We start from the raw sequence: 26,032 nt of genomic DNA on the forward strand, positions 1-26,032 counted from the left end.
ACTATATAAAAAGTCTTTAATGATACCAATATACCTATAAACAATCTGCTTATTTACAACATATAGGCTTACGCAATAACTATCTATATAGGCATCAGAATTTTTGACCTATAAGACATTAAATATACGACTATGTATAGGTATCATGTTGTATAGCATAATGCTATATCATGAATCATCTGTAATGAATATCCTTCAGACTCCCCAATTCAACGACAAAAACAATATAATCTTTAAAATATTTTCAAAAATATCATACAAACCTATTGACATAGTAGGGATAAGGGTTTATATTATCATCAACATCAAGAAAGCAATACATTTTTGAAATAAATTAAAAAGGATGGTAATTAATTATGGCAAAGAAATCTTACTCTGAAAGAAATTTAAAGTTTGAAACATTACAGCTTCATGTAGGACAGGAACAGCCTGATCCGGTAACAGATGCTAGAGCAGTACCTATTTACCTTACATCATCATATGTATTCCATAACAGCCAGCATGCTGCTGACAGATTTGGTCTTAAGGATGCAGGTAACATCTACGGACGTCTTACTAATCCAACAGAGGATGTATTTGAAAAAAGAATCGCAGCACTTGAAGGTGGTGTAGCAGCACTTGCTGTTGGTTCTGGTGCAGCAGCTTTAGCTTATGCTTTCCAGGCACTTGCTCATGCAGGAGATCACATTGTAGCAGCTAAGAATATCTACGGCGGAACATATAACCTTCTTGCACATACACTTCCAGATTACGGAATTGAAGCTACATTCGTAGATCCTTTTGATTATGATGCTATTGAAGCAGCAATCAAGCCTAATACTAAGGCTGTTCAGATTGAAACACTCGGAAATCCTAATTCAGAAGTTGTTGATATTGAAAGAATTGCTAAGATTGCACATGCACACAACATCCCACTTGTTGTTGATAACACATTTGCAACACCTTACCTTGTAAGACCTATCGAATACGGTGCAGATATCGTTATCCATTCAGCTACAAAGTTCATCGGTGGTCACGGTACAACACTTGGCGGTGTAATCGTTGATAGTGGTAAGTTTGACTGGGTAGGAGCAGCTGATAAGTTCCCATGGCTTGTTGAGCCAAATGTATCATACCACGGTGTAAGCTTTGCAAAGGATACAGCACCTGCTGCATTCGTTACATATATCAGAGCTATCCTTCTTCGTGATACAGGAGCTACAATTTCTCCAGTTCATTCATTCATCTTCCTTCAGGGACTTGAAACATTATCACTCAGAGTTGAGAGACATGTAGAGAACGCATTAAAGGTTGTTCAGTACTTAAAGGATCAGCCATTAGTTGAGAAGGTAAATCATCCTTCAATCTCTACTAACGAAGAACAGCAGGCTCTTTATAAGAAGTACTTCCCTAACGGCGGTGGTTCAATCTTTACATTTGAAATCAAAGGCGGTGCTGCCCAAGCACAGAAGTTCATTGATAACCTTGAGTTATTCTCACTTCTTGCTAATGTTGCCGATGTTAAGTCATTAGCAATCCACCCGGCAAGCACAACTCATTCAGAGTGCAACGAAGCTGAGCTTCTTGATCAGGGAATCAAGCCTAACACAATCAGACTTTCAATTGGTACAGAGAATATTGATGATATCATTGAAGATCTTGATGAAGCATTCAAGGCTTTACAATAATTTGCATTGACACATTCTTTACATATCCGACTAATGCTGATAAAATATATTTAATTAATAAATCGTGAATGTTTAGGAGGATATGTAATGTTTTGTCAATTATTTGGTAAATTTCTTATCGAAAAAGAGATTATAGACAGGGATAAGTACAAATCTATAATGGAAAGACTTGCTGAATCAAGAGCAAAGCTTGGTGTAATTGCTGTAGCTGATGGTATTATTACTGACAAACAGGCGAATGAAATTAATCATTTACAGACAACAAAGGATGCAAGATTTGGTGAAATCGCTGTTGGAGAGGGTTATATGACTGAAGAACAGTTAGATGTTCTTCTTAAAAAGCAGGGAAGTGCTTATGCAATATTCCTTTCTGTTCTTTCAGAAGCAGCAGATATATCAGTATCGAAGGTTGATGAGCTTCTTAAGGAATTCCAGAAGGAGCATGGTTTTACTGATGAGGATATGGATGGTCTTAAGAATGATGATTTAGAACAGATTGTTCCAATATTTGCCTTTTCATCAAAGTCATATGTAACTGATATATGCAGGCTTGCACTTGCTAATATTGAAAGATTTGTAACATCTGATTTCTATATAGACAGAATTAAGCATATTTCACAGCTTGAATACAGATGTCTTGCTGGTCAGAAATTAGAAGGTGACCTTGATATTATTGTTGGTTTTGCAAGTGTTGGTGAACAGACAGCTATAGTTGATATAGCTAATGGATTCTCTCATAGTAATATATCTAATCTTGGAATAGAAGTATACGATGCTATAGGTGAATTTACTAATTGTATAAGCGGATTGTTTGCAACAGCACTTTCTAAGAAGGGCAGCATGTTAGAGATTACTCCACAGTTTGCTTATGAAAATCAGTTTGCCAAAGGAGATGCTTATGTACTTCCTATTCATATCCATGACAGTGAAGTTCTGCTTTTCATATCTGCCTCTGATGAAACCAAAGCTGGAGATATGCCTGTTGTAAGAAAGATTATGGCAAAAGCAGGTGGAGAAGTGACATTAGACAGCAAAGGAACAGTAGTTATCGTTGATGATTCAGGAATGTCAAGAAAGATTCTGCGTGATATTCTTGAAGAGGCCGGTTACGCTGTATTAGCTGAAGCAACTGACGGATTAGAGGGTGTACTTGCTTATAAGACATATTACCCTGATATAATTACACTTGATATTACAATGCCTAACATGGATGGTACAGAAGCTCTTAAAGAAATTAAGGCTTATGACTCTAATGCCAAAGTAATTATGATAACTGCTGCCGGACAGCAGCATAAAGTAATTGAGGCTCTTAAGCTTGGTGCTAAACGATTTATTACCAAGCCATTTGATAAAGAAGAGATTCTTAAGAATATTGAAGAAGTTCTTGAGGGTTAAAAAAAAATAATGGGATGATATCACTAAAGGTATCATCCCATTATTTTTATTTATTCTTTCTAAAATGCACTTCTGGAACTGCCAGACTGTCATATGTGACATGTGGCTTATCTGTATTATCATCCGGAACTATATTTGAAGATATATCCGCATCATCTTCTTCACTTCCTGAATCTTTCTTGTGTATCTCAGGAATAGCAAGATTATCATACGACAGACTATAATCCTTTTCAGATGTATTCACTTTATTTTTTACCTTTTTGAATATATTAAACATATTTAACTCCTCTATAATTATAATATATTGATAAAAAAAGTTATAACCAGACTATTCAGGAAATCTGCAAAAAGACTTCCTATAAGTGGTATTAACAGATAAGCCTTAACTGATGGAACATATTTGTCACATACTGCCTGCATATTTGCCATGGCATTAGGCGTTGCTCCCATTCCAAATCCACATGTACCTGCAACAAGAACTGCTGCATCGTAATCTTTTCCCATAATATTGAATACAATAAAATATGTAAATAAAACAATAACAATTATCTGTGCACCAAGAAGTATAACAAGCGGAAGAGCTAGTGATGCAAGCTGCCATAACTTAAGTGTAATCATAGCCATTCCAAGAAATAATGATAAACTTATACCTCCAAGGTCATTAATTTCTCCCATATGAATAACAAGCTTTCCATTTCCTGCATATTCTGCAATGTTACGCATAAGCGCAGCTGCAATCATGGCCCCGATGTATATAGGAAAAGTAAGTCCTGTCTTCGTAAGAGCCCATGAAAAAATAGTTCCTATACCAATAGCAATAATTAGCTGGAATACGGCTGATGCATACATTCTGGAATGTCTTTCATGCTTCTTTTCGTCTTCAATAAGAAGACTGTCATCCTCTGGAATTGCTGTATCTAAAAGGTTTTTCTTCTCAATAAGTCTCTTGCCTAATGGTCCTCCTACAAGACTTCCAAATATAAGACCAAATGTAGCTGCAGCAGTACATATTGTCGTTGCACCCTTAACATTAAAATCTTCAAGTACCGGTCCAAATGCACCCGCAGTACCATGTCCGCCAACCATAGGTATTGAGCCTGTACACATTCCTATAAGTGAATCAAGCCCAATAACCTTAGATAAACCTACTGCAACACCATTCTGTATAAATATAAGTACTATAACTAATCCTAAAAATATCACCATAGATTTTCCGCCCTTTTTAAGTACTTTAAGATTAGCCTGAAATCCTACGGATGTAAAAAAGAATACCATGCATACTTCTTTAAGTGTGTCATCAAATGAAAACTCTAATATATGAGTAACATAACATATACATGTAAATATAGCAAACAACAGTCCTCCTACAACAGGTGCCGGTATACAGAACCTTTCAAGGAATTTAATTTTCTTTCGTAAATAGCTGCCTAGAAGCAGTACAAGTACCGCAATAGCCAGCGTCTGATACATATCTAACTGAACCTTCATTAAATTTCTCCATTCTTTATAGCATTAACCTGATATACAGAATTAATTATTCTGTCAAAACATTGATGCCACGCTCTGTATAATAAGCTGCTGCACCTGAATGGAACGGAATATCTACTCCATCAGCCGCCGTATTTATATCAAATGAAATATCAAGAGATGTAGCATACTTAAAATCATCAGCATGCTCATATATTGTCTTAGTCACATTCTTAATAACATCGTCTGAGAGTGACTGCTTTGCAATCAGAACTGCCTTAACACCAATAGTTGTCACATCAGAATCCTGACCATTATAAGTTCCTGCCGGAATAGTATATTTTTCACAGAGAGAATACGCTGATAACATCTTGTCTATGCATTTGTCATCAAGACTTATAAGACATATGTCACATTCCTTAGATAACTGTCCAATAACTTCTGTTCTTGTTCCTGCTGTACAGAAAAATGCATCAATTTCTCCAGCTTTAAGTTTTTCAGCAGCTTCTGTATAATCCATATTGACCTTATTAATAAGCTCGTCAGTAATTCCACTCATCTTTAATATCTGCTCTGCATTCTTTTCAGATCCTGACTCTGATGCACCGACACTTACAGTTTTATTAATCAGGTCATCAATACCTGTGATTCCAGAATCTTTCCTTACAACAATCTGGCAGCATTCTGTATAAAGGGAAGCAACCGCTTTGTAACCCTTCTGGTATTTTTTATCAGCAAATGTACCAGTTGCATTATATGCATCACTTAACAGATCTGCCTGGACAATAGCAAGGTCTATATACCCATCAGATATAAGCCTTAAATTAGCAACCGAACCAGCAGTAGTCTTTGTTTCAAATGTATATCCATCAATCTCTTTATCTGCCAACTGTGTAAACGTGCTTGCAAATGAATAATACACTCCGCCTATATCTGCTGCACCAAATTTCAAATTCTTACTATGCCCGCTACATCCTGCCATCACAAACAATAAACAGGACATTAATACACATAATATTTTCTTCATTCATTTATCCTCTTAACAATAATTCTTTTTCATAAACTTTGCCATCCTTTATGTACATTCTAGGGACACGCTTACTTACTGCACATGTAAGCTCATAAGGAATTGTTCCTGCAAGCTGTGCCATATGCTCAATAGGATTAGCCTTACCAAATATCTCTACTTCACTACCAACGTCAACATTCATTTTATCTGTAAGATCAATCATGCACATATCCATACATATCTTGCCTCTCTGTGGAGCAGGACCTTCTTCTGTCATAAGTTCATATCTGTTAGAAAGGCATCTGAAATATCCATCAGCATATCCATAAGGAACAACTCCCATTCTTGTCTTTCTGTCAGTCTTGTATATTCCTCCATAGCTTATTGCTGTTCCGGCAGGGTAAGTCTTGATTGTGCTTACTGTTGTCTTAAGTGACATAACAGGCTTAAGTCCAAGCTCCTGTGCAAAATCTCCATATCCATAGAGCAGAAGTCCTGGTCTTACCATGTCAAGCCATGTTTCAGGATATCTTGCAACAGCACCTGTATTGGCACAGTGTCTTATCTTGAATTTCTTTCCAAGTTTTTTCTCAACTTCATCAATCACACTGGTAAACAATTCAAACTGATGCTTAGTATAGCTTTCATATTCTTCTCCAAATTCATCAGATACTGCAAAATGTGTGAATATTCCCTCAGCATCAAGACCTGGAAGAGTACAGCCTTCACATATTCCTTCAACACCACTTTCAAAATAATCTCCGTCACACAGATATCCAAGTCTTGACATTCCTGTATCAACTTTAATATGAATCTTTAATGTACCACCACATTTAACAGCTTCCTCACTGTATTCAAGTGCCTTAGCCCTGCATGTTACAGCCTGTGTTATATTATTCTTAATAAGTTCAGATACTTCTTCCTTAGGTGTATGTCCAAGTATAAGAACCGGCATTGTAATACCATTATGTCTTAATTCTACAGCTTCATCTATACTGCTTACTGCAAGATAATCTGCTCCGGACTCCTGTAAAAGTCTGCTTACCTGTACAGAACCATGTCCGTAAGCATCCGCTTTTACAACGCCTAAAAACTTAACATTTTCTCCAATTCTTTTCCGTAATGTTTCATAATTATGTGCAAGTGCATCCATATCTATTTCAGCCCATGTTCTTCTTAATGTTGAATCCATAATAATCTGCCTCCATTATCTAAACATATTTTAATATTTTACCATTTTATTGATGATTAGTGAATATTTTTTAAATTAATTTTAGGTTGACATTTTATAGTAATGTCAGAACAAAGATAAAAGATATCAGATTGCTTTACGTGCGGGCGGAATTCCAATATACACTGACCGTGATATCTATATAACCGACCACTCATTAGCTTATGTAAAATTTGTTGATGAAAATGAAGAAACAATCGATATGGATGACTATAGCGGATATGGATATGAAGATAACACATATCCAGACACAGTATGTATTAATGATGTTTTATGTTATGTCGAAAAAGCTGATGAAGGCTTATATATTTCTATATGCTCTGATGCAGACTGTAATTCTGTAACTGAAATGTATATTAACGCATGGACAAGAGTTATTCCTAAAGCAGCTTATGACCATTGCAATGATATTCTTATTCTTGAGATGGGAAGTAATGGTGGCTGGGAGAATGATTATGATGAACTTATAAAACAATATCAGAATATAATTGATAACAGCTATTATGCTGATTATATAATTGTTGGTGATACTGATAATCCGGGAGAATCAGCTGACATATATCAGGATATATACGATAATAATGGTAATTATGCAGGACTTCATGCAACATTATGGGAACAAGCTCTGTATGATGCATTTGGAGAACATTTCCTTAACACAAGACTTTATCTTATGGAAAATGCACTATCTGACTGTGGACTTACACCAACCGAAAATGATATAATTGATATACAGACAGGCAATCTTCCTGAACAGCTTCGTGCTGATTTCACACATTTTAACTCTTATGGATATTACTCCAAAGCCAAAGCTATATACTTAAAGGGTATAGAACTTGGCTACTGGAATTAATATTATTCGACTGGAGGATTATATATGAGAATATTATTAGTTGAAGATGACCGCTCATTATCAAGGGCCGTATCAACTATATTACAGAAGAATAATTATTCTGTTGACTGCGTTGAAAATGGTCAGATGGCCCTTGATTATCTAGAAGAAGATATATATGATGCTGTAATTATGGATATTATGATGCCGGTAATGGATGGAATTACAGCTTTAAAGAATTTAAGAAAATGTGGCAGCAACATTCCGGTTCTTATGCTTACTGCAAAGACTGAAATAGATGATAAAGTAGAAGGGCTTGATAATGGTGCTAACGATTATCTTACCAAACCATTTGACACAAGGGAACTGCTTGCAAGAATCCGTGTACTTACACGCTCTGAAAAACAACAAGATAATGTTATTACACTTGGAAATATTTCGCTGAACACAACTACATGTGAATTATCTTCTCCTTCAGGTTCATTTCTTCTTACTAATAAGGAATATCAGATGATGCTGATGTTCATGAATAATAAAACTCAGGTTATTTCGGCAGAACATTTTATGGAGAAAATCTGGGACAGTGAATCTGATTCTGATATCAGCACCGTATGGACTTATATATCTTATCTCAGGAGAAAACTTGAAGCTTTAAAGTCTGATTATTCTATTGCTACAAGAAGAAATATGGGATATTATTTAAAAAATAACAACTAATATAAAGAAGGTATATAATGTCAAAAAATAATAAAGCATCTAATTATAATGAGAAAATGCTTACCCGCTTAAGAATACAATTTATAGTTCTTTCAATGGCAGTTGTAATAATTATGCAGGGATTTATAGTGTATACAAGTGTCAGAAACACATACAATAAGATGGTCGCTAAATCCGACCATCTTGTTTCGTCTATATATATTAATATTTTAGATAAGAAGCCAATTAAAGCAGATGCCAGGTATTTCTATATTACATTTGATAAAGATAACCGCCCCAGAACCATTAATATCGATAACATATCTGATATTTCTGAAGATGAGGCTTTGGCAATATATTATGAGGCATATGAGACAGGCGAACTTGATGGATTTTACAATGGTTACAGATATTGCATATATGAAAAAGAGAAACGTACAATTGCTGTATTCGTACTTCGAAGTAATATGATAGATGATGTTAAGAAAACAGCTGTTTCGCTTATAGAATCATCATGTGCAGGTATTGCGGTTATGCTCCTGATTCTTATATTTACTTCAAAGCTTATCGTCATGCCTATTGCAAAAGCACACCGCAAGCAGAAAGAATTCATAACCTCTGCAAGTCATGAGCTTAAGACTCCGATTACAGTAATAAGAGCTGATGCTGATATATTACAGATGGATAATCCTGATAATGAATGGATTGAAGATATAAAGAAACAGGCAGAAAATCTTACAGCTATGACTAACAGTCTTGTATCACTTGCAAGAATGGATGAGCGCAACGGTCATATAAAACGTGTGGTTTTTCCTGTTTCTGACCTTGCAGAAGAAGCTGTGCGCTCTTATAATGCACTTGCACTTGATTCAGGTAAACATTTTACCTACGATATTACACCTGACCTTACATGCTGCGGTGACGCATCATCAGTACGGCAGCTATTTACAATTCTTCTTGATAACGCATTTAAATATTCATCAGGTAAAGGTAACATAGACTTTAAATTATCTTCTTCAGGAAGCTATATTGTTTTAATCGTAAGCAATGATGTTGATAATATTGATAAGAACCTTACTGACAGAATGTTTGACAGATTCTACAGGGCTGATTCAACATCCGCTAAGATAACCGGATATGGTCTTGGTCTTTCAATTGCAAAGGCTATTGTTTCCGAGCATAACGGAAGTATTAAAGCCAAAATGGATGGTTCTCAAAGAATTATTATTAAAGCACAGCTTCATATTAAATAACACATATTGACCCAATATGTTATAATGAAAAAGAATTTAGTGTAATGCTGAATTCTTTTTTTGTAGAGTGGAAAATTAACATGAGGGGAGAAATATTCTATGGAACCAGATTACAATAACAACTATCATAACAGCTATCAAAGCAGTTTTCAGCCCAATGGATTTGATGACCTTCATCTTGATGATGAAGTATACGAGATTAAATCTGACAGAATTAATCCTGAAGATTTTTATCAACACAGTCAAAAGAAACAATATTCAGAAGTCAGTCTCAGGAACATGCCTGTTGTGCTTATTATAATCCTTGCCAATCTGCTTGCAGGCATTATGTGCATAATAGCAGGCAGTGATCATTTTGAAACAGGTGGACTTAATTACCAGTATATTCATAATAATAAAGAATATATAAGGCTTCTGACTTATATGTTCCTGCATGCTAATTTGCCACATTTTATTAATAATATGGTTGCTCTGTATCTATTCGGCTCAAGACTTGAACCCCGTGTCGGTTCTCTTCGTACTGCAATTATATATTTCGGTTCAGGACTTGCATCAGGCCTTGTATCTGTATATGTATCACACCTTATCAATCCCGATGTAATCCGCTTTGCTGCAGGTGCATCAGGTGCAATATTCGGTGTAATGTGTGCAACACTTTTTACTAATTTCAGTTCAAAAACTGATTCTAATAAGACAACTGTAATCGTATCTATTGCATTAATTGTTGTATATGCTCTTATATCTAATGGTGCAAATGTAGATATCCTCGGTCATCTCGGTGGTGGGATAGCAGGTGGTATTCTTGTATTCATTCTGTACCATGACAGTTTAGATGGTGCATTTTCAGGAACAGTTTCAACACTTCTTGCTGTCATACTCACATTAATAATATGTTTTATCGGTGTGACACGCGCAGGCATTGGTACTAAAGCCAGCGCAATGCAGGATTCAAGAATCGATACAGTAAAAGAACAACAGATATTTCAGGATGAATCTATAACCTTTGGTGAATGTCTGGATAACAAATGTACAGATCCCGAATGGACTATTTTCAGTTCTACTGATAATAAAAAAGTTGTAGAATTCAACGGTAAAGTAGTATATAATAACATGAATTCTTCATTGAAGATTCAATTCACATATGATGAATCCATCAGTTACTGGACAATTAACTATATGGGACTAAATGGTACTGCAATGGATAGTAATGGTGCAGCTCTGCTTCTTAATTATCTGTGCAGCGATTATTTAAATTAGGAGGCGATGTACATGTCTAAGCTGTTTAATTCTGATGACGATGATTTTGGATATCTTGATGATTCTATTCATATTAACTGGAAGAAATTACTGCCTGCAATCATAATTGTTGCAGCAGCAGTAATTGCATTAATAATTGTACTTATTGTTTCTTTCGGTCATAGAGGGAAAAAAGTACCTGCAAATGCATCTTCAACCGAAGAGACTTCGTCTGTCAGTGAAACAGATACCGACGGCAATAATACTTTAAGTGATAAGGACGAGAAAGAACAGGATCCTCAGTATTCCGACAATGATGGAGCAATGAATCAGGATGCAGGTAATGGTGCTTCTGTAATTCTTTCCAACAACACTAATGAAACATCAGATATCACTATCGGCGTAGATGTTTCCAAATTTCAGGGAACTATAGACTGGGCACAGGCTGCTTCATCAGGTGTTGATTTTGCAATGATAAGAGTTGGCTACAGGGCGCAGAAAACAGGCGTTATCTATGCTGACACCAATGCAAAGTATAACATGCAGCAGGCTGCCGCTAACGGAATCAAAGTCGGAGCATACTTCTTCTCCTCAGCAGTTAATGAAGCTGAAGCTATTGAAGAAGCAGACTGGGTTGCAGATTTTATAGCAGATTACAGCATAACTTACCCTGTAGCATTTGACTGCGAGGGCTTCAACACATCTGAAAGCAGACAGAAGAGCATGACAAAGGCTGAAAGAACTGCCGTAGCTGCTGCATTTTTACAGGAAATATATGATAAAGGCTATACACCTATGTTCTATGCCGCTTCATCTGAGCTTACCAATAACAGCCAGTGGAACACTGCCAGTCTTGAACAATCATTTAAGATATGGGTTGCACAATATCCGTCAACGCCTTATCCTGAGACTCCATCCACATCATATGCAGGAACATACAGCATGTGGCAGTATACTAATCAGGGCAGGGTAGCAGGAATTGGTACAAATGTTGATATTAACGTTGCATATTTTGGTTATTCTGAAAGTAACAGCTCTCTAAGTGGTGAAACTGCAGCTGCCGCATCGCCAGATGTAGAAGCAGGCATGGTATTCACGTCTGTTAATGATACCGTTACTGCCAAAGATGAAGTAAGGCTTCGTGACAAGCCTAGTCAGGATACAGATGCAACAGTAATTACAACTCTTGTTAATGGTGAAACAATTACACGGACTGGAACAAGCAGCAGCGGCTGGTCAAGACTTGTATACAATGGACAGACTGTATACGCTGTTACAAGTTACTTAACAACAGACCTTACACCTAAAGCAACAGAAAGTCCTACAACCGGATTTAACACGAAATTCACAGACTGTAACGATACTGTAACTCCTAAGGAAGAGGTTAATCTTAGGAATAAGCCTAGTGTGACAGATGCAGATTCTGTTGTTGTTGCAACTGCTAAAAAAGGCGAGCTTTTTACCAGAACCGGTTATAATACTGAGGTTGGCTGGTCAAGGGTTGTATATAACGGACAGACACTTTACTGTGTTACAAGCCTGCTTTCTATCCAATAAATTTAAAATGTCAGGAGAATTATTGTGAGTATTATAATCACTGATTTATGCAAAACCTTTGATGACAATGAAGTTCTTAAAAATGTCAATATAACCCTTAAAGATAATTCTATATATTGTCTTATGGGAGCTTCCGGAATTGGAAAAACAACGCTTTTAAGAATTCTAATGGGACTTGAACATGCTGATTCCGGCAGTATATCCGGTATAGATATCAAAAGTATATCTTGTATGTTTCAGGAGGACAGGCTTATTCCTTATCTTTCTGCAATAGACAATGTCAGAATCGTGCTTCGTGGAAAAAACAATAGGGATGAAATCCGTAATAATCTGTTATCAATTCTTCCAGATGATAGTCTTGATATTCCTGTAAGTTCATTATCCGGTGGAATGAAAAGAAGAGTTGCACTTGCAAGAGCATTATCATATCCCGGGAAACTTATAATACTTGATGAACCATTCACAGGTTTAGATAAGGATACTAAGTTAAATGTAATAGACTATATCTTAAAAATGCGTAATAACCGTACTTTGCTTATTGCAACGCATGGAACTGATGATGCTAATCTGTTAGGGGCTGAAATAATAAAGCTTGATAAAAATATTAATTAAACTATTAAAGGGAGACTGTCTTATCGCAATCTCCCTTGTTAATATTATGTGACTACATTTCTTCAATAATCTTTCTTGCAACATATACGCCACTTGCAGAAGCGTGTGATAATGAATGTGTAACGCCGCTTCCGTCGCCAATTATGTATAAGCCCTTATATCTTGTCTCAAGATTGTTGTCAATCTCAACTTCCATGTTGTAGAACTTAACCTCAACGCCATACAGAAGTGTATCATCATTGGCAGTTCCCGGTGCAATCTTATCAAGTGCGTAAATCATCTCAATAATTCCATCAAGAATTCTCTTAGGAAGTACAAGACTTAAATCCCCCGGAGTAGCAGCAAGAGTAGGCTTTACAAGCCCCTCCTCAATTCGCTTTTCTGTACTTCTTCTTCCTCTCATAAGGTCGCCAAATCTCTGGACAATAACACCTCCGCCAAGCATGTTGGAAAGTCTTGCAATACTTTCACCGTATCCATTACTGTCCTTGAATGGCTCTGAAAAATGCTTTGCAACAAGAAGCGCAAAGTTGGTGTTCTCTGTCTGCTTCTCAGCACCTTCATAGCTGTGTCCATTAACTGTTACAATGCCGTTAGTGTTCTCATTAACTACAATTCCATTAGGATTCATACAGAATGTTCTTACAAGATCTTCGAATTTCTCTGTTCTGTATACAATCTTACTTTCGTACAACTCATCTGTAAGATGTGAAAATATAACAGCCGGAAGCTCAACTCGCACACCGATATCAACACGGTTAGACTTGGTTGGAATCTCAAGCTTCTGACAGACATTTTCAATCCATTTGCTTCCGCTTCGACCAACGGAAACAATACATTTTTCACAATCCATGTACTCATCCTTATAGAATACTCTGTAACCACCATCAATCACCTCAATATTGCTTACAGGAGTATTAAAGTAGAAGTCTATATGGTCCTTCATCTCATTGTACATATTTTCAAGAACAACATAGTTAATGTCTGTTCCAAGATGTCTTACTGACGCATCAAGGAGCTTTAACTTGTTCTGCATGCATAAAGTCTTGAACTTAGTGCCTGCTGTAGAATACATGTGAGTCTCTTCGCCACCATGTGATGTATTGATTGTATCAACATACTTCATCAGATTGATTGCCTGATCCCTGCCGATATACTCATAAAGAGTTCCGCCGAAATCATTAGTTATATTATATTTACCATCTGAAAATGCACCAGCACCACCAAATCCGTTCATAATCGCACATGTTGGACATTTGATACACGATTTAACCTTCTTGCCGTCTATAGGACATTTTCTCTTCTCTAATGTGTTGCCTTCTTCAAACACAGCCACTCTGGTTTCGGGTGACTTTTTCATAAGCTCGAACGCAGAAAAGATTCCGCCAGGTCCGGCTCCAATAATAATTACATCGTATTCCATACATTATCCTCCTCGGAGAAATTTCTTAGGATATTATATCATAGAATGGAGGGTATGTGGTATAGCGTAAATATTAATTAGAGTATTTAGTATCAATTTAGTATCACAAACAGAACCACGCAAACGGAGTGTTCTGAATCACTTCGTTAAACTATGCTTTAGCGAAGTGATTACCATGTGACAAAATATTTAATCCTTTTAATAATATCCACCCAGACATAACTATTCTTAGTCATATCTGAGTGGATTCCCTATCATACATAATTATACAATTATGTCAACATGCATGTCAGCCGCCTCAAAACCTTTCTTAAGCTTTCGGCTAACTTTTTTAATTTCTGTATTGTATTCTTTCTTGTGATTATCTTTTTCAGATATTTTATCAGAAGCTTTTGTATCTGCGGTATCCTGTGTATTTTCGGAAGCATCAGTAAGTTCAGCATTATCAGCTTTCTCACTGTCTGTTATCTCATCTGATATATCATTATCTGCTGCATCCTGTTCTTTCTTTTCGTCATCAGTTGGCATACTCTGATAATCTGCGGATTTGACAAACTCAAGATGTGCAGCCTCAATGTTGTTAGTCTTTGCAAGTATTTCCTGGGCTTTCGCTAACTTGGCACTTTTAGGTATTGTCGGGTCATTAACGACACTGCTTAATGAACTCTCCAGTTCTCCAAGCTTTTGCAGCTTTACACGGTCAACCTCTTCCTTAGTCTTACACTGTCTGAGTTTTTCCTTGTAGCTTTCTTTTTCTTCTTTAGTTTCACGATATTTCTTTAAAGCAACAGGATCATTCTTTTCAAGATAAGATATTTCCTCAGGCGAAAGACTCCCACCTGACATAATCTTATTATCAATTTTCTGACGCTTCTGTGTTTCTCGATTATGTTCTAACTGGTCCTGAAAATCTGCAATCATAAACTGCTCGGATGTCCATGTAGAACGCTCGTTTAACTCCTGCTTAGATAAAACATTGCCAGATTCCTTTTTCTGCATCCATTTGTTGTTAAGCATCTGCAATTGTACGGTACTTGCTATTGTTCCTGATAATATCACTAGGCACACCCCCTGACATTATACAGAAAAGTCAACATTCTGACCCACATTCTTCTCCTGTGGAGTTTTTACTGTATCACTTAAGAAAAGCTGTTCCTGGTCTTTTATCTTTTCAAGAAGCTCTTCTATTGATGAAGCTGTCACTGTTACGGTCTCTGTATCGTCAGTATCATCGACATCCCCGGTCTCTTTACGTTTCTTTTCCAGCCGCTCCTCATTCTTTTTCTTTTCTGCCTTCTTCTGTGCTGTCTTCTTAGCTTCTTTCTTTTCTACAGCCTTCTTCTCAATGCGCTCCTTCTGTGCAGCACTTGACTTTTCAAGCACAGCAAAATATGATGCTGTACCATTATCATTAACCTGCATTCCAAAGCCCTTTACACTAGTTCCTGTTGCTGAAAGACTGCTTGCAAGCTGTGAGATTCCACTGGCAGCATTTGCAATAATTCCTTCATACTGTTTTCTGTAATTCTCATCAGAAGCCATTCTTTCAATCTTATCCTCATCAATAAGGACAACCATATTATTGGAATTAGCATAACCTGCAGCATTAGCCTTGGCATTCTCTTTCTGATCCTCACTTACAAGAATAAAGTTCATATTAGAGTACTTTTTCTTTAATTGTTCATAATATTTGCTTGCTTTCTCGCTTAACTTGGGATTGCCAATAGTCTGACCACTGACTTTCTTCTTTCCGCTTGTCTCATCGGTCTTAGTTGTCTCTGACTTAGAATAAACAGCCGCTGTATCTGCATACGAACCGGCTATCTGGGAAAAATTCCCTGAAGATATACTACTCATAATTCATTCCTCCTTGAATGTAAATGTATTGGATAAAGTCATCCTTGACTTTTCTTAATATTATATCGACATATTTACAAAAAAAATAATCGCATCACATAAAAAATGATACGATTACTTTCATTCTAATCATTCTTTTCCTTCTCTCTTCTTATAAAAAGACAGACACATATAACAACAAAAACAACAGTTGCAGCTATAAGTATTGGCCATACAGGAATCGGACAGACATATGTTCTTATAAGCTTAAGTCCCTGATAAAGTGTGTATACACCGAATATCGAGAATATTGCGAATGCAAGTGTATTAAGCAGTCCGTCCGGAGTCTTGCTCTTTAACAGATATCCGACTAACATACCAAGAATGTCAGCTGCAAAAAGTCCAAGTGAACATCCTATCCATACAACAAGAGTTGCACTCATACCTTCATTAGCACCAAATGTTATGGCTGTAAGCTGTGTCTTATCACCAAGTTCTGCAATGAAAAATGTACAGAAAACTGCAAGTGGTGCAAACTTAATCTTTGATTTACCGCTGCCTTCTTCTTCGTCATCATCATCCCCTGCAATAGTTGATGCAGCAAAATAAAGAAATGCAAGTGCTGCAATAGTCTTTATAAGCCAGTCAGGAATAAATTCACTGACAAGCCCACCTGCTAAAACAGCAAGTCCGTTAAGTACAAGAATTGCTACAGCAGTTCCTGATATAATATCTCTTAACTTATATTTAGAAGTAAGAGCAATAAGCATGAGCTGGGTTTTATCGCCCATCTCAGCTATGAATTCAGTAAAAAACACTTTTAAAAACAACAGCATTTGTATGTTACCTCATTTATCTTATTATGATATAAACTGCATATATCACATAAAGTGCAACCATTGAAAAACCTTCGATTCTTCCGATTTTCTTCTTTGTTCCAGCAAATATCCATACACATATTGTAAATACAATAAGCACACACAAATCTATAATATTTTCTGTAATTATGCTGATTGGACTGATTGCTGATGCAATACCAAGTACCATAAGTATGTTAAATACATTTGAACCAATTGCATTACCAAGTGCCATATCGACTTCATTCTTTCTGGCTGCAACTATTGAAGTTACAAGTTCTGGAAGTGATGTTCCTATTGAAACTATTGTAAGTCCGATAAGTGTCTGGCTCATTCCAAGGTCACTCGCTATCCTTGAGGCAGCGTCTACGGTAATATCTCCGCCTACTGCAATCGCAGCCGCACCGCCAATAATAAACAGAATACTAAGCGGAACTGAAATCAACTTAATATCTTCATCAGAACCGCCCTCAATCTCGATTTTTTTGCCTTCTTTGCTTGCCTTTAGTGCAATCTTAATCATGTAAAAAATGTATCCTGCAAATGCACCGATAAATATTACACCATCAAAATGTCCAAGCATCATTCCTGACTTATCACCAACCCCAAGGATTCCTAAAATCAATAAAAGTCCTGCACAGATAAGTGAAAATGGGATATCTCTTTTTATTGTTTCTTTTGCAACATTTACTGTTGCAATCATTGCACACACGCCAATAACAACCATCAGGTTAAATATATTAGAACCGACTACATTACTTACTGCAAGTTCATTGTTGCCTGTAATTGATGCAGATACACTGACCGCCGTTTCTGGAAGCGATGTTCCCATTGCAACAATTGTAAGTCCAATAATAATAGACGGAACATGTAGTCTCTTTGCTACACTTGAGCTTCCTTCTACGAAAAAGTCTGCACCTTTAATAAGCAGCACAAATCCAATAATCAGGAACACAATTACAAGCGCAAATGGCGCGTTATTAATAAAATCACCCATATAAATCTCCTTATTTTTCTGCTTTTTCTTTTTCCGAGGGATATAAAAAAACTCATGTATATCAACCAGATTCAGTGATATTGCACACTGAAAATAATTGATATACATGAGTCTCATTATTTAAGATTTGCCAGATTATACTCTCTATTATAATCAGAATGTTGACAAATCACACTTACGCGCTAACTACTCCCTCATGGAATATTAAGTTACTTGATAAATAATATCAAATATAATTATGTGTGTCAACGGATTATTTTTCTAATCTGACTTTTTCCCCATAGCATAATCTCCTTTTTATTTTGTTTCAAATGTATTCATAATTGCATCAACTTCTGTCTGAATTTCTTTCTTTAATGCTTCTGCCTGAGAATCATCTGTTATTATTCCATATATCGCAAATGATGATCTTGGTGTGCTAGAAAGATATCCGTATATATAACACTCTTTGTTATTAGCTGCTCCTGTTGTTTTAGCTGTGTATCTATATGCATCATGTCCATTTATTTTGCATGACTCTTTCTTTACGCATTCAACTTTTACATCCTTTAACAAATTAGGTAATGCAAATTTAACCCAATGTGACGAACCTATTCTCCCCATCAAGTCATTAAATGTTGCATCATATGAACTATCGCTTAACTTCTGGGTTTCATATCCACCATCCATAATTATATAGTAATTGCTACCTTTCTTTTGCAGATATCTTCCTATATCTGTTCCATATGTATAATCTTTAGGATACTTTACACTTCCATTCGGATCTAAACTATATGTAATCCAATCAGATGTATCTGCCTTAGCTTCTGTCTTTGCCTCTGTAGATTTATCAACAACATTACTTTCGCTTACTACAGTTGGTGTGTTAGTTTCTGCTTTATTATCACTTTTTCCACATCCAATAAAACTTGCTCCCATTGCAAACATTATCATACCTAATAAAACTTGTTTTCTCATTATCCTTTATCCCCTCTTATTAATTTAAGCAGATATTTAAACTGCTCTGCTGATTAAGAATATACCTCTCCCCCGTTTTGTCAAGTTTTAATATATAGATGATACAAACAAAAATAACTTGTGAATAATTAGCTTTCTTTTGCACTGGCTCGGAGTTTTGGACTTCAGATTGCTTTATTACTGACTTTGCATAACTTCAAAGTCCAATCTTTCATGTCTAGCTAAGACTTTTGGACTTCTACATGCCTTTCCACCGCCTCAACGTCCAATCTGACAGACTTCAGCAACCCAATTGGACTTCCTCCGTGCCTCACTGCACTAAAAAGTCCAATTTCACGAATCGGCTTCCTATCATGCTTCTCTAACAAATACAAAGACCTACTAACGCGCTCATATGAAATTCGTTAGTAGGTCGTTTATCTGAATAACGCTAAAATTATAATACATTACTTAATTCTTATGAAATCTCTTTTCTTCCTCATAAGCAGGCTCACATGTAAGATTCATGCCCAGTCTCTTAAATGTATCCTTGTCTACCGCTGAAAGAATAACTGTTGAATGAACATCACATGCATAAAGCTTAGGTATCTGCTTTAATGCCTTGTCAGCTAACGGATTGGCTACAACTGAAGATGAAAGTGCAATAAGAATTTCATCTGTATGAAGTCTTGGATTCCTGCTGCCAAGATAGTTAGTCTTTAAGGTCTGGATTGGACTGATTGACTCAGGTGATAGCAGGTCAACTGAATCATCTATTCCTGCAAGCTGCTTTAATGCATTAAGCAATGCTGATGACGCAGCACCTAACAGATCACCTGTTTTTCCAGTAACAATAGTTCCGTCTTCTAACTCAATTGCAACCGCCGGTTTATCACCGCTTTTTGCTGACTTTTCAAGTGCAGCATTAACAACAGGTCTTGAAGATGGTGTGATTCCTGCCTGATTCATTAAAAGCTCAATCTTATAAATTTCCTGACTGTTTACACCAGTTCTCTTCTGGTCGCATAAATATTTGTAATATCTTCTGATAATCTCCATATTAGAAGCATAACGGCATGCTTCATCATCAACAATACAGTTACCAGCCATATTAACACCCATATCTGTTGGTGACTTATATGGACTCTCACCGGCAATGAGCTCGAACATAGCATTAAGCACAGGGAATATCTCGATATCTCTGTTATAATTAACCGTTGTTTTACCATATGCTTCCAAATGGAAAGGATCAATCATATTAACATCATTAAGGTCTGCTGTCGCTGCCTCATAAGCAAGATTAACAGGGTGCTTAAGTGGAATATTCCAGATTGGGAATGTCTCAAACTTCGCATATCCAGCCTTAACACCATGCTTATATTCATGGTAAAGCTGTGAAAGACATGTAGCCATCTTTCCGCTTCCAGGACCAGGAGCAGTAACAACTACAAGTGGTCTGGTAGTCTTAATAAATTCATTCTTTCCGTAACCATCATCACTTACAATCTTGGCAACATCATTAGGATATCCGGCAATCTTGTAATGCTTGAAATTCTTGATTCCATGTGCATCTAACACCTTGATAAAATTATCAACCTCTGGCTGCTGGAAATACTTAGTGATGCAGACACTGCCTACAAAAAGTCCATATTCCGTAAATTCATCTATAAGTCTTAATACTTCCTGATCATATGTAATTCCGTAATCGCCACGAATCTTATTACTTGCAATATCTTCTGCACTTATTGCAATAACAATCTCAGCCTGCTCCTTTAACTGTAAAAGCATCTGAAGCTTTGAGTCCGGCTTAAATCCTGGAAGAACCCTTGAAGCATGATAATCATCGAACAGCTTTCCGCCAAACTCAAGATATAACTTATTGTCAAACTTGGCAATTCTCTCCTTAATATGCTCAGACTGCATTTTTAAATATTTGTCATTATCAAATCCTATCTTCATAATCTTATTCCTTTAAGTAAATTTCTTTAATAAAATTAACATAAATCACAAAATTTATCCAGTTCTTTAGTGACAATATTTTTCGTTTTGAACTTCGGATTATTGTATAATCTGCCTCGTGCCATGACTAAATCCACGTTACGAAGTGCCCTGAGATCATCTAACGGATTATTCTTAGTTACAATCAGGTCAGCACATTTACCGGCTTCAACAGAACCCGTATCATCACCAATCCCTGCCATTACTGCACTGTTAAGCATAGCTGTGTATAATGCAAATGCATTGCTTACACCTACATATTTGTGGAAATAATAAAGTTCTCTCCAGAAATCATACTGTGTAATCCATGGACAGCCAACATCATTACCAAGTACGACCGGAATGTCGTTTGCAATTGCTGCCTTGGCACATTCCTTGATACCCTCAAACACGATATTGCCATTATATTGTTCAACCTCTGATGCATTAGATACACTTCTGTCAAAAAGTGCATATGGCAGTGCAGGTGATAATGTTGTGCATAAAAATGCATTATTCTCCTTAAACAAATGTATTATCTCATCATCAGGCTTTGCTCCATGCTCTATTGAATCAACACCATTTTCAAGTGCAACCCTTACACCCTCTGGCGACTCTACATGTGCAGCAACCTTGTATCCAAGTGCATGTGCCTTATCACATACAGCCTTAACCATCTCAGGTTTCATCTTAAGCTCACCAGGAACACCCTTAGCCTTTGCGTCGAGTACGCCGCCTGTAATCATAAGCTTAATAAGGTCAACATTCTGGCTTTTTGCAATATCAACCTGAACAAGTGCTTCATCTATATTGTTAGCAGCTACCGCAACCGAACCAGCCATATGTCCACCCGGCACAGAAATTCCTTCATTAGCTGCAAGTATTCTTGGTCCGTCAGCCTTGCCATTTCTGATATCATCCCTTACTCTTGTATCAAAATCCGCCAGGCCACCGACAGTTCTTATAGTAGTAACACCACTCATAAGCTCTGTCTTTGCAAAATCCTTTACAACCTTATATGTCACAGCCCTTGAAAGTGCTGTTCCCATAAGCAGCTTAACAGTCTTTTCATTATCTCTCTGCTTTTTCTGTGGCTTTCCATTGCCTGCAAGATGAACATGCATATTAATAAGCCCCGGCATAAGGTATTTACCCTCAAGATTAATCTCCTTAAAGCCGTCTGGTACAGTGTTACCCTTCACAACACCAGTAATCTTGTTATCTTCAACAAGCACAGAATGACCATCCAAAACTTTCATATCCTTAGTTCCATCAAGGATATGTCCATTAGTAAAAATGTATTTCATAACCATCCGCTCCTTGCTTTTAGCATAATCTTAGATTATTTTACCACATTTTCACCAGTAATGTCACATGAAATAAATGCTTTCTAGAATAGCATCACAACAGCATGCACAACAAATGCCATCACCCACGCAATCAGGCACTGCCATACAACCATTATAACAGCCCATTTCCCGCCAAGCTCACGCTTTACTGAAGCAATTGCTGCGATACAAGGTGTGTACAGAAGACTGAATACAAGCATTGCGGCTGCACCGGCTGTTGAAAGTGCTGCCTGTATACCTGTCCCGAAAAGTATCTGCATTGTTGATACGACACTTTCCTTTGCCATGACACCACACAGCAAAGATGTACATATTCTCCAGTCACCAAGTCCTAAAGGTGCAAATACAGGGGCTATTATTCCCGCAATAAGTGCAAGTATGCTGTCCTTTGAATCTGTAACAAGATTAAGGTGCAGATTGAAGCTTTGTAAAAACCAGACAATTACAGTTGCAACAAATATAACTGTAAATGCTCTCTGCAAGAAATCCCTGGCCTTTTCCCATAATAACTGCAAAACATTTTTCATGCCCGGAAGTCTGTAATTAGGAAGCTCCATAACGAAAGGAACAGCTTCGCCTTTAAACAATGTTCCTTTGTAAAGCAATGCCACAAGAATTCCCATAATAATTCCAAAGAAATATAAGCCTCCCATTATAAGTGCACCCTTTCCCGGAAAAAATGCACTGACAAAGAATGAATATATTGGCAGCTTGGCTGAACAGCTCATAAATGGTGTAAGAAGAATTGTCATCTTCCTGTCTCTCTCACTTGGAAGCGTTCTTGTTGCCATAACCGCAGGAACAGTACATCCAAATCCAATCAACATAGGAACAATACTTCTTCCTGACAGACCAATCTTTCTTAATAGTTTATCCATAAAAAATGCTACTCTTGCAATATAACCACTGTCCTCCATAAGTGATAAGAAGAAAAACAGTGTAACAATAATCGGCAGGAATGAAAGCACTGAGCCGACACCTGCAAATATTCCATCTATTACAAGACTGTGAATAACCTTATTCACGCCTGCCGCTGCAAGTGCATTGTCAACAACGCCAGTAAGTGCATCAATACCCATCTGCAGAACATTCTGTAAAAATGCACCAATCACATTGAATGTAAGAAAGAATATTGCAAGCATAATTGCTACAAAGCAAGGTATTGCCGTATATTTTCCAGTAAGAATCTTATCAATCTTCTGGCTTCGTATTCTTTCTTTACTTGCCTTAGGCTTAACAACATTAGCTTCACATATCTTCTCTATAAATGTAAATCTCATGTCCGCGATTGCCGCACTTCTGTCAAGACCTCTCTCATTCTCCAACTGAAGTACAATATGCTCAAGCATTTCTTTTTCATTCTCATCAAGCTGCAACAGTTTTAATATAAGAGGGTCACCCTCAATAATCTTACTTGCTGCAAATCTTACTGGAATATCAGCTCTCTTTGCATGATCCTCTATAAGATGAATTACTGCATGTATACATCTGTGTACTGCTCCTCCGAAATCATTCTCATCACAGTAATCAGTTCTTTCCGGCTTTTCCTGATATTCTGCAATATGAAGTGCATGCCTTATAAGCTCGTCAACGCCTTCATTCTTGGCAGCAGATATAGGAATAACCGGGATTCCAAGCATATTTTCCATGCCATTAATATCAATAGAACCTGAATTGCCTACTACCTCATCCATCATATTAAGTGCAAGAACCATAGGCACATCCATCTCTAAAAGCTGCATTGTAAGATACATATTTCTCTCAATATTAGTTGCATCAACAATATTAATAATCGCCTTTGGCTTCTCATTAAGCACAAAATTTCTCGAAACAATCTCCTCACTGCTGTACGGAGACATAGAATATATTCCCGGTAAATCCGTAACTGATGTATTCTCATGTCCCTTAATCATACCGCTCTTGCAGTCAACCGTAACTCCCGGAAAATTTCCGACATGCTGGTTAGAACCGGTAAGCTGATTAAACAGAGTTGTCTTTCCACAATTCTGGTTACCAACCAGTGCAAATGTAAGCTTTGTTCCTTCTGGAAGCTTTTCTCCATCTCCCTTAGCATGGTATTTACCAGTCTCACCAAGTCCCGGATGGTCAGACTTATATATTCGGTCTGGTCTTTCGTGTTTTCTTGTACGCTCATCTATAGGATCAATAGTAATCTCTCCTGCATCGGCAACTCGAAGTGTAAGTTCATAGCCATGTATCTGTAATTCCATTGGATCACCCATAGGTGCCAGTTTTACAAGCGTAACCTCCGCCCCGGGAATTACGCCCATATCAAGAAAATGCTGTCTTAATGCGCCTTCACCACCAACTGAGGTAATTCTTGCACATTGTCCAATCTTAAGTTCATTTAACTTCATGTGTGTTTTCCTTTTCTAAATAATCTGCCCAAATCATTATTGATAATTCTTCTCAATATTTATTGTAGCACATATGACAAGTGCAGGACACCCCTTAATTGGCATCCTGCACATTTTTCTTAATATTCTACTTCTCTTCTGCATGGAATAAATCACTTAGTAGTCGCAATCATATCCACAATCGCCCATCTGCCATCATATTTCACGAAATAGAATGTCGAATCAATAACATCTTTTCTCGCACCACCTGCGGTAAGTGTCATATTCTTTGTAAATGCAATATGGCATGAATAGCAGTCATCATTATATTCAATATAATTATCAACTGTCACTCCTGTATACGGATTTCCCGACAATGTGTGATCACTGATAAATGTAATATCCGCGCTTGAAGCATAATCTTTCGCGAGATTCCAGTAATAAGAATCCTCAATAAGATACTGCTGCACTGTTGCAAGTCCATGACCTGAACCACTTAAATCATTAGTAAGGAAATTATCCCATATTTTTGCCATATTAAGAGCTTCTTCTTTTCTTTCTGATGGCATATCGGCAGAATTGCCACTTGCAGCTACAGATACATTTCCCTTAGCATCTACATTTGCAGTAACTTCACTGCCTGATGCATTATATATCTTAATCTCTGGCTTGTTGACAAATCCTGTCAGCTTATATTCTACTGATTTTGGCATTGTTACATACTTCGAAACATTCACAAAATCAGGATTCTCTGTAACCTTACCAGTCTTGTAATCATCTGACACAGTTATTCCATTAACTGTAAATGTATATCCTTCCGGAATTGATACAGTATAATCGTTAGTCTTTGCTGAAAATACAGGCTCAATTGATTTAACCTTCCAGTCAAACACTGTGAGTATTCCAAGAACAACATGCTGGTCTTTAGCTTCCAGAGTCATTCTGGCAACCTTCTTGTCATCAGCATATATGTCATACATAGGCTCTTCTGTATTATAACTGCCCTCTGATTTCTTATATGTATAGTCAGTTGTACCATCTAATTCGGACATGTACATATTGACAAATGTATCTTTTCCCTCAAATTCACTGCTGGCTGGAAGCTCAATATTATCAGCTAATGTCTTATCAGCAGCCATCTTTGTAAAGTCATTAAGGAAATCATTCATTACCTTGTCCGACTGTGAATTCTCATATTTCTTAAGGCATGAACCCGTATATACAATCATACAGATTGCAAGAATAAGAAGAATCACTGCATATACGGCAATCCCTGTCCAGTAATTTAATGGTATATTGATTCCACCTATCTTTATAGACTTCTTAGCATTATTTTTCATATCTA

22 protein-coding genes are annotated in these 26,032 nt (G+C 36.9%); 8 read left to right on the plus strand and 14 right to left on the minus strand.

The window, feature by feature from the left end; translation table 11 throughout:
* The first annotated feature begins 356 nt into the window (after positions 1-356).
* Both EUBELI_RS12050 and EUBELI_RS14770 read left to right on the plus strand, forming a co-directional pair.
* On the plus strand, positions 357-1,667 hold the full coding sequence (locus EUBELI_RS12050; RefSeq protein ID WP_012740643.1) for an O-acetylhomoserine aminocarboxypropyltransferase/cysteine synthase family protein: 1,311 nt from the start codon (positions 357-359) through the stop codon (positions 1,665-1,667).
* An 87-nt stretch (positions 1,668-1,754) separates the two neighbouring features.
* Positions 1,755-3,062: a response regulator gene (locus EUBELI_RS14770; RefSeq protein WP_012740644.1), complete on the plus strand. Its 1,308-nt coding sequence runs from the start codon at positions 1,755-1,757 to the stop codon at positions 3,060-3,062.
* Positions 3,063-3,108: 46 nt separating this feature from the next.
* On the opposite strand, the gene EUBELI_RS12060 is transcribed toward EUBELI_RS14770, so the two are convergent.
* From EUBELI_RS12060 to alr, 4 genes are read right to left on the minus strand one after another with little or no spacing between them, the layout of a single operon-like run.
* Positions 3,109-3,339, minus strand: a complete 231-nt coding sequence (locus tag EUBELI_RS12060; RefSeq protein ID WP_012740645.1) for a hypothetical protein — start codon at positions 3,337-3,339, stop codon at positions 3,109-3,111.
* A 17-nt stretch (positions 3,340-3,356) separates the two neighbouring features.
* Positions 3,357-4,550, minus strand: coding sequence for a sodium/glutamate symporter (gltS, locus tag EUBELI_RS12065; protein WP_012740646.1), 1,194 nt, complete (start codon positions 4,548-4,550; stop codon positions 3,357-3,359).
* A gap of 46 nt (positions 4,551-4,596) precedes the next feature.
* Entirely contained in the window at positions 4,597-5,556 is a 960-nt protein-coding gene (locus EUBELI_RS12070) for a TAXI family TRAP transporter solute-binding subunit (RefSeq protein WP_041688934.1), read from the minus strand.
* 4 nt (positions 5,557-5,560) lie between these two features.
* Positions 5,561-6,730: an alanine racemase gene (alr, locus tag EUBELI_RS12075; RefSeq protein ID WP_012740648.1), complete on the minus strand. Its 1,170-nt coding sequence runs from the start codon at positions 6,728-6,730 to the stop codon at positions 5,561-5,563.
* Between the two features lie 241 nt (positions 6,731-6,971).
* Here alr and EUBELI_RS12080 point away from each other — a divergent pair, with 241 nt between their 5' ends.
* The 6 genes from EUBELI_RS12080 (at position 6,972) to EUBELI_RS12105 (ending at position 12,955) form a co-directional block, all read left to right on the plus strand.
* Positions 6,972-7,622: a hypothetical protein gene (locus tag EUBELI_RS12080; protein ID WP_049777991.1), complete on the plus strand. Its 651-nt coding sequence runs from the start codon at positions 6,972-6,974 to the stop codon at positions 7,620-7,622.
* A 24-nt stretch (positions 7,623-7,646) separates the two neighbouring features.
* Positions 7,647-8,318 carry a response regulator transcription factor gene (locus EUBELI_RS12085; protein ID WP_012740651.1) on the plus strand — a complete coding sequence of 224 codons (672 nt, stop codon included), beginning with the start codon at positions 7,647-7,649 and terminating at the stop codon, positions 8,316-8,318.
* Between the two features lie 17 nt (positions 8,319-8,335).
* Entirely contained in the window at positions 8,336-9,550 is a 1,215-nt protein-coding gene (locus tag EUBELI_RS13810) for a sensor histidine kinase (RefSeq protein ID WP_012740652.1), read from the plus strand.
* 99 nt (positions 9,551-9,649) lie between these two features.
* Complete coding sequence (locus EUBELI_RS12095) at positions 9,650-10,807, plus strand: rhomboid family intramembrane serine protease (protein WP_012740653.1); 1,158 nt, start codon at positions 9,650-9,652, stop codon at positions 10,805-10,807.
* A gap of 12 nt (positions 10,808-10,819) precedes the next feature.
* Complete coding sequence (locus EUBELI_RS12100; RefSeq protein WP_012740654.1) at positions 10,820-12,343, plus strand: GH25 family lysozyme; 1,524 nt, start codon at positions 10,820-10,822, stop codon at positions 12,341-12,343.
* Between the two features lie 24 nt (positions 12,344-12,367).
* Complete coding sequence (locus tag EUBELI_RS12105; RefSeq protein ID WP_012740655.1) at positions 12,368-12,955, plus strand: ATP-binding cassette domain-containing protein; 588 nt, start codon at positions 12,368-12,370, stop codon at positions 12,953-12,955.
* A 52-nt stretch (positions 12,956-13,007) separates the two neighbouring features.
* Here the strand turns inward: EUBELI_RS12105 and EUBELI_RS12110 are convergent, their stop codons facing one another.
* The 10 genes from EUBELI_RS12110 to EUBELI_RS12155 form a co-directional block, all read right to left on the minus strand.
* Complete coding sequence (locus tag EUBELI_RS12110) at positions 13,008-14,378, minus strand: NAD(P)/FAD-dependent oxidoreductase (protein ID WP_012740656.1); 1,371 nt, start codon at positions 14,376-14,378, stop codon at positions 13,008-13,010.
* 264 nt (positions 14,379-14,642) lie between these two features.
* Positions 14,643-15,437 carry a hypothetical protein gene (locus tag EUBELI_RS12115; RefSeq protein ID WP_041688936.1) on the minus strand — a complete coding sequence of 265 codons (795 nt, stop codon included), beginning with the start codon at positions 15,435-15,437 and terminating at the stop codon, positions 14,643-14,645.
* Between the two features lie 18 nt (positions 15,438-15,455).
* Positions 15,456-16,235: a DUF6033 family protein gene (locus EUBELI_RS12120; protein ID WP_012740658.1), complete on the minus strand. Its 780-nt coding sequence runs from the start codon at positions 16,233-16,235 to the stop codon at positions 15,456-15,458.
* A 125-nt stretch (positions 16,236-16,360) separates the two neighbouring features.
* Positions 16,361-17,050, minus strand: a complete 690-nt coding sequence (locus EUBELI_RS12125; protein WP_012740659.1) for a TMEM165/GDT1 family protein — start codon at positions 17,048-17,050, stop codon at positions 16,361-16,363.
* 16 nt (positions 17,051-17,066) lie between these two features.
* A complete protein-coding gene (locus EUBELI_RS12130; protein ID WP_041688937.1) occupies positions 17,067-18,068 on the minus strand; it encodes a calcium/sodium antiporter in 1,002 nt (333 codons plus the stop codon).
* Positions 18,069-18,365: 297 nt separating this feature from the next.
* Complete coding sequence (locus EUBELI_RS12135) at positions 18,366-19,025, minus strand: hypothetical protein (protein WP_012740661.1); 660 nt, start codon at positions 19,023-19,025, stop codon at positions 18,366-18,368.
* A 450-nt stretch (positions 19,026-19,475) separates the two neighbouring features.
* Entirely contained in the window at positions 19,476-20,963 is a 1,488-nt protein-coding gene (locus EUBELI_RS12140; protein WP_012740662.1) for a DUF1846 domain-containing protein, read from the minus strand.
* A gap of 35 nt (positions 20,964-20,998) precedes the next feature.
* On the minus strand, positions 20,999-22,288 hold the full coding sequence (locus tag EUBELI_RS12145) for an amidohydrolase family protein (RefSeq protein WP_041688938.1): 1,290 nt from the start codon (positions 22,286-22,288) through the stop codon (positions 20,999-21,001).
* An 83-nt stretch (positions 22,289-22,371) separates the two neighbouring features.
* Entirely contained in the window at positions 22,372-24,708 is a 2,337-nt protein-coding gene (gene feoB / locus EUBELI_RS12150) for a ferrous iron transport protein B (RefSeq protein WP_012740664.1), read from the minus strand.
* Between the two features lie 152 nt (positions 24,709-24,860).
* Positions 24,861-26,027: a hypothetical protein gene (locus tag EUBELI_RS12155; protein WP_012740665.1), complete on the minus strand. Its 1,167-nt coding sequence runs from the start codon at positions 26,025-26,027 to the stop codon at positions 24,861-24,863.
* Positions 26,028-26,032 lie beyond the last annotated feature (5 nt).

The sequence above is a fragment of the [Eubacterium] eligens ATCC 27750 genome (assembly GCF_000146185.1).
GTDB lineage: Bacteria > Bacillota > Clostridia > Lachnospirales > Lachnospiraceae > Lachnospira > Lachnospira eligens.